This window comes from Lactobacillus sp. OTU4228 (genome assembly GCF_001006945.1).
GTDB lineage: Bacteria > Bacillota > Bacilli > Lactobacillales > Lactobacillaceae > Lactobacillus > Lactobacillus amylovorus.
In genome coordinates, this window is the sequence record NZ_CDLD01000041.1 from 63,003 (window position 1) to 78,719 (window position 15,717).

The window sequence follows — 15,717 nt, forward strand, 5'->3', positions numbered from 1 at the left end:
TGTTATTATGCAGATGAAAACGCTTTTGTAATAATAATCATTTCACAAGCTCAGATAAATTATTACTTACGTCTTGCTAAAGGATAGCGTTTTACATTGTGATTCAATGAACATTATTATACTAAAACTTTTTCATTTTATATATTTTTTTATTTACTTATAGCTAAAATTTAAGAAAAATTTTTCAATTATTTTTTCCTTGGCCCTAATTATTTCCTGGGTTATCTTATTTCCAGTAAAAAAAGAGGGACATGATTATTTTTGAATCATGCCCTCTTTATCTTTTAGCAAAAATTATTTTTTAACTCTTGAATAGCGTCCGTTTTGAATGTAAACACTCAAAATAGCCAAATCAGCTGGGTTTACCCCGGAAATACGCTCTGCTTGGGCCAAAGTCTCTGGACGAATCTTTTCAAACTTTTGACGTGCTTCAGTTGCCAAGCCTTCAATTGCTTCATAATCAATATCTGCAGGAATCTTCTTAGCTTCTTGGCGCTTCAAACGAGCGATACGAGTTTCCTCTTTCTTGATATAACCAGCATATTTAATGCCAATTTCTACCTGTTCCTTTACGTAACGGTCGCCTGGAATCTTTTCACCAGTTAATCTTTCGATGTCAGCAATCTTTACATTTGGACGACGCAAGAAGACGTCTGCCTTAACCCCAGCCTTCATTGGTTCTTGGCCAATGCTCTTCAAAAAGTCTTGCACCTCATCAGTCAAGTGAACTGTAATTTCATGCAATCTTTCTTTAGCTTTCTTAATGGCTTGCTTCTTTTCTTCGAATCTCTTGTAACGCTCATCAGAAATAAGACCTAATTCATGACCGTATTCAGTCAAACGCAAGTCGGCGTTATCAGTACGTAAAATCAAACGGTATTCTGCACGGCTAGTAAGCAAACGATATGGTTCGTTAGTGCCCTTAGTTACTAAGTCATCAATCAAAACACCGATATAAGCATCGTTTCTACCCAAAGTAAAGCCAGGCTTGTTTTGAGCAGAAAGCGCAGCGTTAATACCGGCGATCAAGCCTTGACCTGCAGCTTCTTCATAACCGGAAGTACCGTTCATTTGACCTGCAGTAAATAAGTGCTTTACGTTCTTAGTTTCCAAGGTATGCTTCAATTGCCATGGTTCAACTACGTCATATTCAATTGCGTAGCCTGGACGCATCATTTCAGCATGTTCAAGTCCGGCAACAGAGTGAACCATCTTTAATTGAACTTCTTCTGGCATTGAAGTTGAAAAGTCACCTACATAAACTTCCTTGGTAGTCTCACCTTCTGGTTCAAGGAAAATTTGGTGACGATCCTTATCAGCAAAACGTACAACCTTGTCTTCAATAGATGGACAATAACGAGGTCCTACACCCTTAATTACACCAGTAAACATAGGTGCACGATCAAGATTGTTGCGGATAATCTCATGCGTGGTTGGGTTAGTATAAGTCATCCAGCAAGAAATTTGGTGTTGTAAATAATCGGCATCCTTGGTTTCAAATGAGAAGTGACGTGGAGTCTTGTCGCCAGGTTCTTCTTCGGTCTTGGAATAATCAATAGTATTGCCGTTAACACGTGGAGGCGTACCGGTCTTGAAACGACGAAGCTTAAAACCAAGCTTTTCCAAATTCTCAGACAACTTAATTGAAGGAGTAGTGTTGTTAGGTCCTGACGAATAAGTAAGTTCACCAATAATGATTTTACCGCGGGCAGCAGTACCAGTAGTCAATACAACACTTTTAGCATGGTATTTAGCACCAGTATTGGTAATTACTCCTTTGCAGACGCCATCTTCAACGACAACTTCATCTACAATTGCCTGACGCAAAGTCAAGTTAGGTGTATTTTCAATGGTATCCTTCATGTGTTCATGATATTGCCACTTATCAGCTTGAGCACGAAGTGCACGCACTGCAGGACCCTTACCAGTATTAAGCATCCGCATTTGAATGTAGGTAGCATCAATGTTTTTACCCATTTGACCACCTAAAGCATCAATTTCTCTAACAACGGTACCCTTGGCTGGACCACCTACAGATGGGTTACATGGCATGAAAGCTACCATATCAAGCCCAATAGTTAACAGTAATGTCTTTTGTCCCATGTGGGCACTAGCAAGAGCAGCTTCACAGCCTGCGTGACCCGCTCCTACAACGATTACATCATATTCATTTGAATCATATGTCTTAATCATTATTTCCCCTACTTTCCTAAACAGAATTGACTGAACAAAGTTGTGATCAATTCATCCGGTGCACTTTCCCCTGTAATCTCACCTAGTGTATCCCACGCACCAGTGAAATCAATCTGTGCAATATCCACAGGCACGCCGTCATTCACAGCTTGCACAACATCCTGCAATTCCTTTTTCGCCTTTTGCAAAAGTGAAGTTTGTCGTTGGTTGGTAACCATAACCTGATCATTTGAGTTTTCAATCCCTGAGAAGAATAACTTGCTGATCACTTCTTCAAGCTGATCTAGATTCTTTTCCTTCAAAATTGAAGTTGAAATAACTTCGCTGCCAGTCATTTGCTTCATCTGATCAACTGTCAGCTTTTGACCCAGATCAGATTTGTTTAAAATGATAATCCGCTTCTTGTCTTTAGTTTCGTCAATAAGTGCTTTATCTTCATCTGTTAATTCTTGACTAGCATCGATTAACAAGAGAACAAGATCTGCTCGTTCAAGAGCTTTTTTAGATCTTTCCACACCAATTTTTTCCACTTTATCATCAGTATGGTGAATACCCGCAGTATCAATTAATTCTAGAGGTACACCTTTTACAGATACATATTCTTCAAGCGTATCACGCGTAGTCCCAGCGACATCAGTTACGATAGCCTTGTCGCTTTGGGTTAAGTAGTTTAGCAATGAAGATTTACCAACATTTGGCTGCCCTACAATCGCTGTCGCAAGGCCGTTACGCAAGATTTTACCCTCTTGAGCCGTACTCAAAAGTCGATCAATTTTTTTAATTACTGAGTTTGCTGTATCCGCCATTTGCTTAGCAGTTACAGTATCAGCATCATACTCTGGGTAGTCAATATTAACTTCCACATTGGCAAGCGTATCTAAAATTTCTTGACGCATTGCACGTATCTTGTGCAAAAGTCCACCTTCAAGTTGTTTTTCCGCAACTTTTCGTGCCTTGTCAGTCTTAGCACGAACGATATCCATCACACTTTCGGCCTGGGTCAAATCGATTCGTCCATTTACAAAGGCACGCTTGGTGAATTCGCCAGGGTCTGCCATTCGAGCACCGTGGCTTAAAAGAAGCTGCAAAATACGGTTAGTAACAACGATACCACCGTGACAATTGATTTCAACGATATCTTCACGGGTAAAAGTCTTAGGCGCACGCAACACAGTAACCATTGCTTCATCAATAGTTTCACCAGTATCAGGGTCAATAATATGACCGTAGTGGATCGTATGAGTTGGAACTTTAGCTAAATTAGCACCTTTAAAAACCTCATTAGCAATTTTAACTGCATCTTCACCGGACATTCGTACTATGGAAATTCCACCTTCACCAATAGGGGTAGAAATCGCTGCAATTGTATCAAATTCTGTTAAAGTTTGAGCCATAATTTTCCCTTTTCTCAATAAAAAAAGTGCATTATCCCACCACGAATAAACATGATGGATAAAGCACTTTGACTACTTTATCTAAAATCATTTTTAGATTAAATATTCTTTTATTTTTGTTTGCGTCCTAAACGCTTGTAGGTTCTTCTTAGCTTACGTTTACGTTCGCGTTCTGCCTCAGCCTTTGCTTCTTGTTCTCTCTTGTATTTAAGAGGGTTTTGCAAAATAAAGGTTTGAACTGCCTGGAATAAGTTAGAAATTACCCAGTAAAGTGTGATGGCTGATTGGAATTGCAAGGCCATTACACCAACCATAATGGACATTCCGTAGGTCATTATCTTGGTCATTCCGTTTTGAGATGACGCAGGTGTTGATAATTGACTAATATATGTAGACAAGAAAGTAAACGCCATTGCCAAGATAGGCATAATGAAATATGGGTCTGGTTTACTCAAATCCATCCATAAAAAGCGTCCAGTTTGCAATTGTGGTGTACGTAAAATCGCACCATACAAAGCATACATAACTGGCAACTGAATGATCAGAGGCAAGCATCCAGCATATGGATTTACTCCTGCTTCCTTATACAGTTTGTTAGTTTCTTGTTGTAATAACGATCTTGATTCAGTGTCACGTCCTGGATACTTCTTACGTAGCTCATTGATTTGTGGTTGGATGCTTTGCATCTTAGTTGTGCTTCGAATTGAAATAGCATTCAAAGGCAACAAGATGACACGAACAATAACAGTGAAGACAATGATTGCCCAACCATAGCTATTGCCCATTAACTTAGCTAGCCACAAAATGAAAGCTGACATGTAATAAACAATCCAGCGGTCCCACCAGTTACCACTTGTGTGTGATACTGGTGCCACTTGACCGTTTGCACCCTGACTTGCACACCCTGTCAAAACAACAGCCAAGGTGATTACAGCTAGGACTGCAAGAAGACGTTTGACATTTCTTTTAGTCAGAATGTCCTTCAATCTAATTTTCCTCAACTTCATCTGGCATTTCTTCAATGATATGTGCCAAAGCTAACGCATGTAGCAAGTTCTTGCGTACCTTAACAATATCAAAATCGCGAGCATAAGGCCGCGTAATGATTAAAAAATCAACATTTGGATTAATTTGCAATTTTTCTTCATCAATTACGGCCCGAATATAACGCTTGAGTCGATTACGTGCGACAGCGGTATGACCAACCTTCTTGCCTACAGAAATACCTACCCGAAAATGTTTATTTTCAGGTTTTTCTACTACATATATGACAAAAGCACGGTTAGCGACGGAGTCGCCAGATTCGAAAACTTGCTGGAAATCTTTTTCAGATTTTACTCGATAAGACTTTCTCAAAACGTTTCATTCCACTCTAGTAGACTAAAAAAACCACTGGGATTCAGTGGTTTAAGCAGATAAGACTTTTCTACCTTTTGCACGGCGTCTTGCTAAAACCTTACGGCCATTTGATGTACTCATGCGCTTCATAAAACCGTGAACACGTGAACGGTGACGCTTCTTAGGTTGGTAAGTTCTTTTAGTTGTCATTATAAACTGCACCTCCATAAATTCTTTGTGCCAACTGCACAATTTCTTACTAAGGATAGCACGAATAGCAATAAAAACCAAGTATTTCTTGAAAATAATGCTGCACTCTTTACCACACATTTTTCGATTTTTTGGCTATTTTTGTGTGGATAAAAAATATTTTTATTTTTCCACAAAGCAAAATTCACAAATTAATCCCTAGTTTTTTCCACAACTCACATCGTGTTAAAAACTTAATTCACACTATGTGGATAACGCATATAGATTTTGAATTAAAGTCTTGGTACAATAGCTTTTGCTATCCACACTATAACTGTGCATAAAGTAATCGTTCCACCTCAGTCATGTCAAATTGTGCATATTAAATTCTAAAATATCCACAGGATGTTTATATTGTTAATATTTATTTCACTTGTGGAAAACTTTTTATCAACATGCTAAAATAAATATGCTTTTTATCAACATGGAGGAATGCAAATTGTTCGACATTGAGAAATTTTGGCAACACTTTAACGACGAAATGCGCGCTCGTTTTAATGAAGTTGCCTATAATGCATGGTTTAAAAATACTAAACCTATTTCTTATGATAAAAAAACTCATGAACTACAAATTTTAGTTCAAAATCCTGTTGCAAAAGGTTACTGGGAGAAAAATCTTTCGTCACAATTAATCCAATCAGCATACGGCTATGCTGGTATCGAAATACTACCTGTATTTAAGATATCTGAAGACAGTGACACGCCTGAAAGAATCGTAACTCCTGAGCCACAACACGATATTCGAGTGCAGCCAAGAAATAGGGAACAACAAGAATTCACTAAAGATTTGAAGTTAAACGAAAAATATACGTTTGATAATTTCGTTCAAGGTGAAGGAAACAAATTAGCTGCCGGTGCCGCATTAGCTGTCGCAGACAGTCCTGGTAGTTTTTATAATCCTTTATTTATCTTCGGGGGAGTAGGTCTCGGAAAAACTCACTTGATGCAAGCAATTGGCCATCAAATGCTGCTTGAAAGACCCAACGCTAAAGTAGTTTATATACAGAGTGAGACCTTCGTCAACGACTTTATTAATTCAATAAAAAATAAAACACAGGACCAATTTCGCGAAAAATACAGAACCTGTGATTTATTACTAGTTGACGATATTCAATTCTTTGCTAAAAAAGAAGGAATTCAAGAAGAATTCTTCCATACTTTTGAAACCCTATATAATGATCAAAAGCAAATCGTGATGACCAGTGATCGTTTACCTACAGAAATTCCTGATCTGTCTGAACGTTTAGTTTCTCGATTTACATGGGGCTTACAAGTTGAAATTACTCCTCCAGATTTGGAAACCCGAATCGCAATTTTACGAAGAAAGGCTGAATCTGAAGGCTTAACTATTGATGACAACACTCTCGATTACATTGCTTCTCAAGTAGATACTAATATTAGAGAACTCGAAGGGGCTTTAGTTAAAGTTCAAGCATATGCTACTATCGAAAAGGCTGACATCGACGTTAACTTAGCTCGAGAAGCCTTAGTTGACCTGAAACTCGTACAAAAAAATCGTGGACTACAAATTTCGAAAATACAGGAAGTTGTCGCAAATTACTTCCAAACTTCGACAGCCGAATTGAAGGGTAAAAAGCGTGTACGGCAGATTGTGGTACCACGACAGATCGCGATGTATCTTTCTCGGGAATTAACTGATGCAAGTTTACCTAAGATAGGACAAGAATTTGGCGGAAAAGATCACACGACAGTTATGCACGCTTATGATAAAATCGATAAGCAAATGAAAACTGATGCTGACATCAAAACGGCTGTTTTCGATTTGAAACAAATGCTTGAGCATTAATCAAAGTTATCCACTGTGGACAACTTTGCGAGTTTTACACATCTTTTTTAACCGTTACAATTCCGTTATTTTCAGGCTTCTTATGAGTTTTCAACAGAATTCACAGGCCCTACTACTACTAATTAAATATATAATTAAATAAAAAAGAAAAGTCACTTTCGTTTAGGAGGATTAAAATGAAATTTACGATCAATCGCAACCTGTTTATCGAGAACTTAAACAATGTTATGCGTGCCATTTCATCAAGAGCTACTATTCCAATTCTTAGTGGGATCAAATTGGATTTAACAGAAGATGAATTAACTTTAACAGGTAGCGATACAGATATTTCTATTGAAATCAAGATTCCTGTAAATGAGGACTTGAACGTAGAATCCACAGGATCAATTGTTTTGCCTGCTAGATTTTTCAGTGAAATTGTTAAAAAGTTGCCAGGTAAAGATTTCTCTTTTGAAGTAAAAGAAAGTTTCCAAACTCAAATCGTATCTGAAAATAGCGAATTTACGATTAATGGTTTGGATGCAAATAATTATCCTCGTTTACCAGAAATTTCTGATGCTGCATCATTTACTATTTCAGGTAAAACTTTCAGAGAAATTATCAATGAAACACAATTTGCTACTTCAAATGATCAAACAAGAGCAATTTTAACTGGTGTACGTTTCTTTTTTAATCCTGATAGCATTAAGGCGGTTGCCACTGATTCACACCGTCTTTCACAAAGAACTATTGCTTTAGAAAACGGACCTCAATCAGAAACTGATTTAATTATTCCAGGGAAGAGCTTGCAAGAATTGGCAAGAATTATTGCCGAAGCAGACCCAGAAGTAAAAGTTTGCCCAGGGGACAATCAAGCGCTCTTTGTAATTGGCAATCTTTCATTCTACTCACGTTTGCTTGACGGTAATTACCCTGATACCGATCGTTTGATTCCGACCGAAAAGACTACCAGCATTGAATTTGATATTCCTGAATTATCTAGTGCGCTTGAACGTGCAAGTTTGTTAACGCACGCTGGCCGCAACAACGTTGTAACGTTAACTTTGGATGTGGGAAACCAAACTGCTAAGTTATCAGGTAAATCAGCTGAAATTGGTAACGTAGAAGAAGATGTTAGCTTCAGAAACTTGGAAGGTAATAATTTGGAAATTTCATTTAACCCAGATTACATGCGCGATGCCCTCAGAGCTTCTGTTACTGATTCAGTAATTATGAACTTTACTAAACCACTTCGTCCATTTGTCATCAATCCTGATAAAGAAGACGTTGACTTCGTTCAATTGATTACTCCGGTTAGAACTTATTAATCAATTACACAATATTAAGATTAAGCTTCTTAAAAAGCCACCGCAAAAGGTGGCTTTTATTTTTTTGTTTTTTGTTTAAAGCGTCAAAAATCGGTCTCTGTTACTTTTTCTTCGGCCTAGTGTGATTAGTTTATTTTTTAAAAAAACGCTTATATCGCTTTAAATAGCGTTTTAGGTTTGTTATTTTTGTCGAAAACTAATATAATTATATAGGTATAAAGGGCATTGAAGGTGAGTATTATCAAGTATTTTACAATTACAGGCGAGTACATAACTTTGGGACAATTCCTGAAGGAGGAAAGCTTTATTTCATCCGGTGGACAAGCGAAATTTTATCTGCAAGATAATCCCGTAACTTTAAATGGAGAACTCGAGCAGCGACGCGGCAAAAAAATCTTTGCTAACGATCGTTTGCTCGTAAATGGACAAGAGTACGAGTTTCGGCAGGAAGATTAATGTATCTTGATCATTTCACTGTGCAAAACTTTCGCAATTTGAAAAAGTTGGATGTGGACTTTGACCCTAACGTCAATATTTTTATTGGCAAGAATGCACAAGGCAAGACTAATTTGCTAGAGGCAATTTATTTTTTGGCATTAACACGTTCCCATAGAACGAATAATGATAAAGAATTAATTGGTTTTGATGGAGAATACGCAAATTTATTAGGTCATGTGCAAAAGAGTCAAGTTGATCTGACTTTGCGAGTGTTAATCACAAAAAAGGGTAAAAAAGTGTGGATAAACCGGGTTGAGCAAAGCAAGCTCTCCAAATATGTGGGGCAGCTGAATGCAATTTTATTTTCTCCAGAAGATTTGGAGTTGATAAAGGGTGCGCCAGCTTTGCGACGTCGATTCATGGATCAAGAATTTGGTCAAATTAATCCGGAATATCTATATTTTGCCAGCAAGTATCGCCAGGTACTGATGCAAAAGAATAATTATTTAAAGCAACTGTCTAAAGGCAAGGCGAAAGATCAGGTTTTTCTAGACGTTTTGTCAGATCAGTTAGCTGGTATCGCGGCAGAAGTAATTTCTCGCCGCTTTAAATTTCTAAGATATTTGAGTCATTACGCTAGTGATGCTTATGCACATATTAGCTTAGGCGGTGAAAAACTCGCAATTGCGTATCATCCATCTGTTTCAGATATTGAAGCAGACGATAATACCGAAACGATCTACCAAAAGATCCTAGCAAGTTTTGAACGCAATAAAGCAACCGAAATCCGCAAAGGAACTACTACATCTGGTCCGCATCGCGATGATATTGAGTTTAAGCTTGATGGTAAAAATGCTCATTTGTATGCTTCGCAAGGGCAGCAGCGCTCCATTGCTCTTAGCGTAAAACTAGCGGAAATTCAGTTGGTTCACCAGTTGACCGATGAATATCCGTTATTGCTGTTAGATGATGTCATGAGCGAATTGGATCATGGTCGTCAGAGTGCACTTCTTAATTACATTCATGGAAAGACCCAAACGTTTATTACCACAACTGACTTAGAGGGGATTTCTTGGGAAATAATCAAGAAGCCACGCGTGTACCACATTCAATCAGGCAAAATTAGTTTGGAGAAGGAGAATTAAATGGCTGATAAATCAAAAGAAAATCTTGATAAGGTCAAAAAATATGAAAAAGAGGCCGACAAGTATAATGCCAGTCAAATCCAAGTCTTAGGTGGTCTTGAGGCTGTCCGCAAGCGTCCTGGTATGTATATCGGTTCGACTAGTTCTCAAGGATTGCACCATTTAGTGTGGGAAATTATTGATAACAGTATTGACGAACGACTTGCTGGTTTTGCCACCAAGATCGAGGTTACTATCAACGAAGATGGCAGCGTTACTGTTCAAGATGATGGTCGTGGTATTCCTGTGGATATCCAAGAAAAAACTGGTCGTCCAGCACTTGAAACTGTCTTCACTGTTCTTCACGCCGGCGGTAAATTTGGCGGTGGCGGATATAAAGTTTCAGGTGGTTTGCACGGTGTAGGTGCTTCAGTTGTTAACGCCTTATCCACAAAGCTTGATGTTACTGTTATGCGTGATGGCAAGAAGTACTTCATTGACTTTGATCACGGTCGTGTAAAGGATGAGATGAAACAAATCGGTACGGTTCCACTTAGTGAACACGGTACTATCGTTCACTTTTACCCAGATCCTGATATCTTTACCGAAACTACCGTCTTTGACGACAAGATTTTAAAGAACAGAATTCGTGAATTAGCCTTTTTGAACAAGGGATTAACACTTACCTTTACTGATAAGCGTAAAGATAGTGCAGAAACCGATGTTTACAAGTTTGAAGGTGGTATCAAAGAATACGTTGCCTTTTTGAACAAGGACCAAGAAGTATTGTTTGATGATCCTATCTATGTGGAAAGCACTTATAACGGTATCGACGTTGAAGTAGCTTTGCAATATACAAATGGCTATAAGACAACGTTAATGACCTTCGCTAACAACATTCACACCTATGAAGGTGGGATGCACGAAGCTGGATTTAAGACCGCTTTAACGCGTGTGGTTAACGACTATGCCCACAAGGCTAAGATCTTAAAGGACAAAGACGATAATCTTTCTGGTGAAGATATTCGTGAAGGGATGACTGCAGTTGTTTCAGTTAAGCACCCTAATCCACAATTCGAAGGTCAGACTAAGACCAAGCTGGGTAACTCAGATGCTAGAACTGCTGTTGACAAGTCATTCTCTGAAACCTTTAGCCGCTTTTTAATGGAAAACCCATCAGTTGGGCGTAAGATTGTGGAAAAAGGTCAATTAGCAGAACGTGCTAGAACTGCTGCTAAGCGTGCGCGTGAAGTAACGCGTAAAAAGTCTGGTTTGGAAATTGCCAACTTGCCAGGTAAGCTGGCTGACAACACCAGTAATGATCCAAGTATTTCAGAATTGTTCATCGTCGAAGGTAACTCAGCCGGTGGTTCCGCAAAGCAAGGTAGATCTCGTTTGACTCAAGCTATTTTGCCAATCAGAGGTAAGATCTTGAATGTGGAAAAAGCTTCAATGGATCGAATTTTGGCTAACCAAGAAATTAGATCTTTATTCACAGCTTTAGGCACAGGCTTCGGCGCAGACTTCGATGTTTCAAAGGCACGTTATCACAAGTTGATTATCATGACTGATGCCGATGTCGATGGTGCCCACATTAGAACTCTTCTTTTAACGCTGTTCTACAACTACATGCGTCCAATGATCGACAAGGGATATGTTTATATCGCTCGTCCACCTCTGTACCAAGTTCGTCAAGGCAAGGTTGTTAAATATCTTGATACTGACGAAGAATTGCACGACTACTTAGGCAGCTTGCAACCAAGTCCAAAGCCAGTAGTTCAACGTTACAAGGGGTTAGGTGAAATGGACCCAGAACAACTTTGGGAAACAACCATGAATCCTGAAAACAGACGATTAGATCGTGTAAGTCCTGAATATGCTAAAGATGCCGATGCGGTCTTTGAACTTTTGATGGGTAATGAAGTTGCACCTAGACGTAGCTTTATTGAAAAGAACGCCAAGTATGTAGAAAACCTAGATGCGTAGGAGGTTTTAAATGGACGAGAATCAAACTCAAGATCATAGAATTAGAAACGTTGATCTGACCAGCATGATGCGTAGCTCCTTCTTGGACTATGCGATGTCAGTTATTGTGGCACGTGCTTTACCTGATGTTCGTGATGGTTTAAAACCAGTACAGCGTCGTATTCTTTACGGAATGAGCGAATTGGGCGTAACACCTGACAAGCCATACAAAAAGAGTGCCAGAATTGTTGGTGAAGTTATGGGTAAGTTCCACCCACACGGTGACTCATCAATTTATTTGGCTATGGCCCACATGGCACAAGACTTCTCATACCGTTACATGTTGGTTGACGGACACGGAAACTTCGGTTCTGTCGACGGTGATGAACCAGCCGCAATGCGTTATACCGAAGCAAGAATGAGCAAGATCGCTGTGGAAATGCTTCGTGATATTAACAAGAACACGATCGACTGGCAAAGAAACTACGATGATACCGAAAATGAACCAGTAGTTTTGCCAGCTAGAATTCCTAACTTGCTTGTCAACGGTGCTAACGGTATTGCCGTTGGTATGACCACTAACATTCCACCTCATAACTTGAGTGAAGTTATTAGTGGTTTGCACATGTTGATGAAAAATCCTGACGCTACTACCAAGGATTTGATGAAAGTTATTCCAGGTCCGGACTTCCCAACAGGCGGAATTATCATGGGCCGTGGCGGTATTTACCGTGCTTATGAAACTGGTAAGGGCAACATCGTTGTTCGTGCCAAAACGAATATCGAAACCGAAAAGAGTGGCCGTGAAAGAATTATAGTCAGCGAAATTCCATTCATGGTTAACAAGGCTGAATTAGTTAAAAAGATTGCTGACTTGGCTCGTGAAAAGATCATCGATGGAATTACCGGTGTTCGTGATGAATCCGACCAGACTGGTATGCGGATCACAATTGATATCCGTAGGGATGCAAGTGCGAGCGTTGTTTTAAACAACTTGTTCAAGCAAACTCAAATGCAGGCCAACTTCGGGATGAATATGGTTGCCATTGTTGATGGTGCACCACATTACCTCACCTTGAAGCAAATGCTCCAATACTACTTGGATCACCAAGAAGATGTTGTAACTCGCAGAACTAAGTTCGAATTAGCTAAGGCTGAAGCAAGAGCACACATTCTCGAAGGTTTGAGAATTGCCTTGGACAACATCGATGAAATTGTCCACATCATCCGTAGCAGTCATTCAAGCGATATCGCTAAGGCAACTTTGATCAGTCGTTTTGGCCTTGATGATAAACAATCACAAGCCATTTTAGACATGCGTTTAGTTCGTTTGACCGGATTGGAACGTGACAAGGTTGAAGCTGAATACAAAGATTTACAAGCTAAGATTGCAGACTACAAGGATATTCTTGCTAAGCCAGAAAGAATCGACCAAATCATTTACGATGAATTGCTCGATATCCAAAAGCGTTTTGGTGATAAGCGTAGAACCGAAATTGGTGCCAGTGAAGTTGTTTCAATCGAAGACGAAGATTTGATTGAAAAGCAAAACATTCTTTTGACTGTAACGCATAACGGCTACATCAAGAGAATGCCTATCCAAGAATTTAAGACCCAAAACCGTGGTGGTAAGGGTATTAAAGGTATGGGTGTTCAAGACGGCGACTTTATTGAACACTTGATTTACTCAAGTACGCATGACATGCTTTTGTTCTTTACCAATGCAGGTAAGGTTTACTCAAAGAAGGCCTACGAAATTCCTGAATATGGTCGAATGGCTAAAGGTTTGCCAGTAGTTAACTTGCTCCAATTAGAGAAGGGCGAAAAGGTTCAAACAGTTATCAACATTCCTGAAAATGCGGATGATAACTACTTGTTCTTTATCACCAAGATGGGAACAGTTAAGCGTACCCACGTTAGCGAATTTTCTAACATTAGAAACAGTGGTTTGATTGCCCTTACTCTCCGCGATGGGGATGAATTGAGCAACGTTTTGACCACTGATGGCAACCAAAACATTTTGATCGGTACTCACTTGGGTTATGCCGTTACCTTCAAGGAAAGCGACGTTCGTGCCATGGGTAGAACCGCTGCCGGTGTTCGTGGTATCAACTTGCGTGAAAACGACTACGTTGTCGGCTCAGGCGTTTTAGGCAAGGACGATCAGGTCTTAGTCATTTCAGAAAAGGGTTACGGTAAACGTACTCCTGCCGCTGAATACCCAGTTAAGGGTCGTGGTGGTAAAGGTATTAAAACTGCCAACATCACTGAAAAGAATGGTCCTCTTGCCGGTGTAATCGTTGTGGACAAAGGCAAGGACATCATGGTAATTACTACGAACGGAATTATGATTCGTTTCAAGACCAAGGACGTTTCTCAAACTGGACGTAGCACAATGGGTGTTCGTTTGATTAAGGTTAACGATGACAGCAAGGTTGCAAGTTTGACCATTGTTCCAACTGAAGCTGAACAAAATCAAACCGATGACGATGAATAAATAATTAAAAAAACAAAAAATTTCAACTTTTAAAAAAATTATCAAACTTTTTTGCGTAATAAATAGTGAGCAGTAAAAAAACTGCCAGGATCACGTGAAAAACTGTTTGGTAATTTTTTGTTTATATGCTAGAATTAGAAATTGCGAGTAATATTCCAATTACTCCTTGTTCTTGATTTTAGCAAGAACCATATAGTCCAAAAGGAGGTGCAATAGTCATGGCAACTACAAAGTACGAAGTAACTTACATCATCAAGCCAGATGTTGACGAAGACAACAAGAAGGCTCTCGTAGAAAACTACGACAAGGTTATCGCTGATAACGGTGGTACTATGGTAGAATCCAAAGACTGGGGCAAGCGTCGTTTCGCATATGAAATTGATAAGTATCGTGAAGGTACTTACCACATTATGACTTTCACTGCTGACAACGCTGACGCAGTTAACGAATTTAGCCGTTTGTCAAAGATTGACAACGCTATCTTACGTTCAATGACCGTTAAGTTAGACAAATAATTTTAATTTATTATCGATGTGATTTAGGAAAGGAAGGACATAAGTATGATTAATAGAGTTGTACTTGTTGGCCGTTTAACACGTGATCCTGAATTGCGTACTACTGGGAGCGGAATCTCGGTTGCTACGTTTACTCTTGCTGTTGACCGTCAATTTACAAATAGTCAAGGTGAGAGAGGCGCAGACTTCATTAGCTGTGTAATCTGGAGAAAGTCAGCAGAAAACTTCTGCAACTTTACCTCTAAAGGTTCATTAGTTGGTGTAGATGGCCGAATTCAAACCAGAAGTTATGATAATAAAGACGGGCAAAGAGTATATGTAACTGAAGTTGTTGTTGATAACTTCGCATTACTCGAATCACGCAAGGATCGTGAAGCCCGCGGTCAAAATGGTGGTTATACACCAAATAATGGAAATAATAGTACACCAAGTACTAACAATTTCCAAAATAATGGCGGATCACAAAACAATAATCCACAGAATAATAACAATCAAAATAATGCACAAGATCCATTCGCTGGATCAGGTGATACGATTGATATTTCTGATGATGATCTTCCATTCTAAAAATAAATTTAAGAAAGGATTCTAGAACATGGCTCAACAAAGAAGAGGTGGCCGTCGTCGTCGTAAGGTTGACTACATCGCAGCTAACCACATCGATTACGTTGACTACAAAGATGTCGATCTGTTGAAACGTTTTATCTCAGAAAGAGGTAAGATTTTACCACGTCGTGTTACTGGCACTAGTGCTAAGAACCAACGTAAAGTAGCTAATGCAATTAAGAGAGCTCGTATCATGGGCTTATTGCCATTCGTTGCTGAAGACTAATTTAGATCGAATAAAAACCAGAGGTTAGGAGATATTCTCCTAGCCTTTTTTCATATCA

Annotated in this window: 14 protein-coding genes; 9 read left to right on the top strand and 5 right to left on the bottom strand. The window is 39.2% G+C overall.

From position 1 onward, the window contains the following. Positions 1–294 precede the first annotated feature (294 nt). From mnmG to rpmH, 5 genes are all read right to left on the bottom strand, one after another. Entirely contained in the window at positions 295–2,193 is a 1,899-nt protein-coding gene (gene mnmG, locus BN1206_RS09055) for a tRNA uridine-5-carboxymethylaminomethyl(34) synthesis enzyme MnmG (protein ID WP_013438813.1), read from the bottom strand. Positions 2,194–2,201: 8 nt separating this feature from the next. Beyond that, on the bottom strand, positions 2,202–3,587 hold the full coding sequence (mnmE, locus tag BN1206_RS09060) for a tRNA uridine-5-carboxymethylaminomethyl(34) synthesis GTPase MnmE (protein ID WP_013438814.1): 1,386 nt from the start codon (positions 3,585–3,587) through the stop codon (positions 2,202–2,204). A gap of 110 nt (positions 3,588–3,697) precedes the next feature. Further along, positions 3,698–4,594, bottom strand: a complete 897-nt coding sequence (locus BN1206_RS09065; RefSeq protein WP_013438815.1) for a YidC/Oxa1 family membrane protein insertase — start codon at positions 4,592–4,594, stop codon at positions 3,698–3,700. Continuing rightward, positions 4,575–4,943: a ribonuclease P protein component gene (gene rnpA, locus BN1206_RS09070; protein WP_013438816.1), complete on the bottom strand. Its 369-nt coding sequence runs from the start codon at positions 4,941–4,943 to the stop codon at positions 4,575–4,577. Before rnpA ends, BN1206_RS09065 begins: the two co-directional genes overlap by 20 nt. A 51-nt stretch (positions 4,944–4,994) precedes the next feature. Further along, complete coding sequence (gene rpmH / locus BN1206_RS09075) at positions 4,995–5,135, bottom strand: 50S ribosomal protein L34 (RefSeq protein ID WP_003549412.1); 141 nt, start codon at positions 5,133–5,135, stop codon at positions 4,995–4,997. Between the two features lie 478 nt (positions 5,136–5,613). Here rpmH and dnaA point away from each other — a divergent pair, with 478 nt between their 5' ends. From dnaA to rpsR, 9 genes are all read left to right on the top strand, one after another. Further along, a complete protein-coding gene (gene dnaA, locus BN1206_RS09080) occupies positions 5,614–6,981 on the top strand; it encodes a chromosomal replication initiator protein DnaA (RefSeq protein ID WP_013436841.1) in 1,368 nt (455 codons plus the stop codon). Positions 6,982–7,157: 176 nt separating this feature from the next. Then, on the top strand, positions 7,158–8,288 hold the full coding sequence (dnaN, locus tag BN1206_RS09085) for a DNA polymerase III subunit beta (protein ID WP_052543285.1): 1,131 nt from the start codon (positions 7,158–7,160) through the stop codon (positions 8,286–8,288). Between the two features lie 231 nt (positions 8,289–8,519). Next, positions 8,520–8,744 carry a S4 domain-containing protein YaaA gene (gene yaaA, locus BN1206_RS09090; protein WP_013436843.1) on the top strand — a complete coding sequence of 75 codons (225 nt, stop codon included), beginning with the start codon at positions 8,520–8,522 and terminating at the stop codon, positions 8,742–8,744. After that, positions 8,744–9,871, top strand: coding sequence for a DNA replication/repair protein RecF (recF, locus tag BN1206_RS09095; protein ID WP_013436844.1), 1,128 nt, complete (start codon positions 8,744–8,746; stop codon positions 9,869–9,871). Before yaaA ends, recF begins: the two co-directional genes overlap by 1 nt. Then, a complete protein-coding gene (gene gyrB / locus BN1206_RS09100) occupies positions 9,872–11,836 on the top strand; it encodes a DNA topoisomerase (ATP-hydrolyzing) subunit B (RefSeq protein ID WP_013436845.1) in 1,965 nt (654 codons plus the stop codon). A 10-nt stretch (positions 11,837–11,846) separates the two neighbouring features. Then, complete coding sequence (gene gyrA, locus BN1206_RS09105) at positions 11,847–14,312, top strand: DNA gyrase subunit A (RefSeq protein ID WP_013436846.1); 2,466 nt, start codon at positions 11,847–11,849, stop codon at positions 14,310–14,312. 218 nt (positions 14,313–14,530) lie between these two features. After that, positions 14,531–14,827: a 30S ribosomal protein S6 gene (rpsF, locus tag BN1206_RS09110; RefSeq protein WP_005723612.1), complete on the top strand. Its 297-nt coding sequence runs from the start codon at positions 14,531–14,533 to the stop codon at positions 14,825–14,827. A 45-nt stretch (positions 14,828–14,872) separates the two neighbouring features. Further along, the gene (gene ssb / locus BN1206_RS09115) at positions 14,873–15,394 is read left to right on the top strand and encodes a single-stranded DNA-binding protein (RefSeq protein WP_013436847.1); all 522 of its coding nucleotides are present in this window, start codon (positions 14,873–14,875) and stop codon (positions 15,392–15,394) included. 28 nt (positions 15,395–15,422) lie between these two features. Further along, positions 15,423–15,659, top strand: coding sequence for a 30S ribosomal protein S18 (gene rpsR, locus BN1206_RS09120; protein ID WP_003549366.1), 237 nt, complete (start codon positions 15,423–15,425; stop codon positions 15,657–15,659). Positions 15,660–15,717 lie beyond the last annotated feature (58 nt).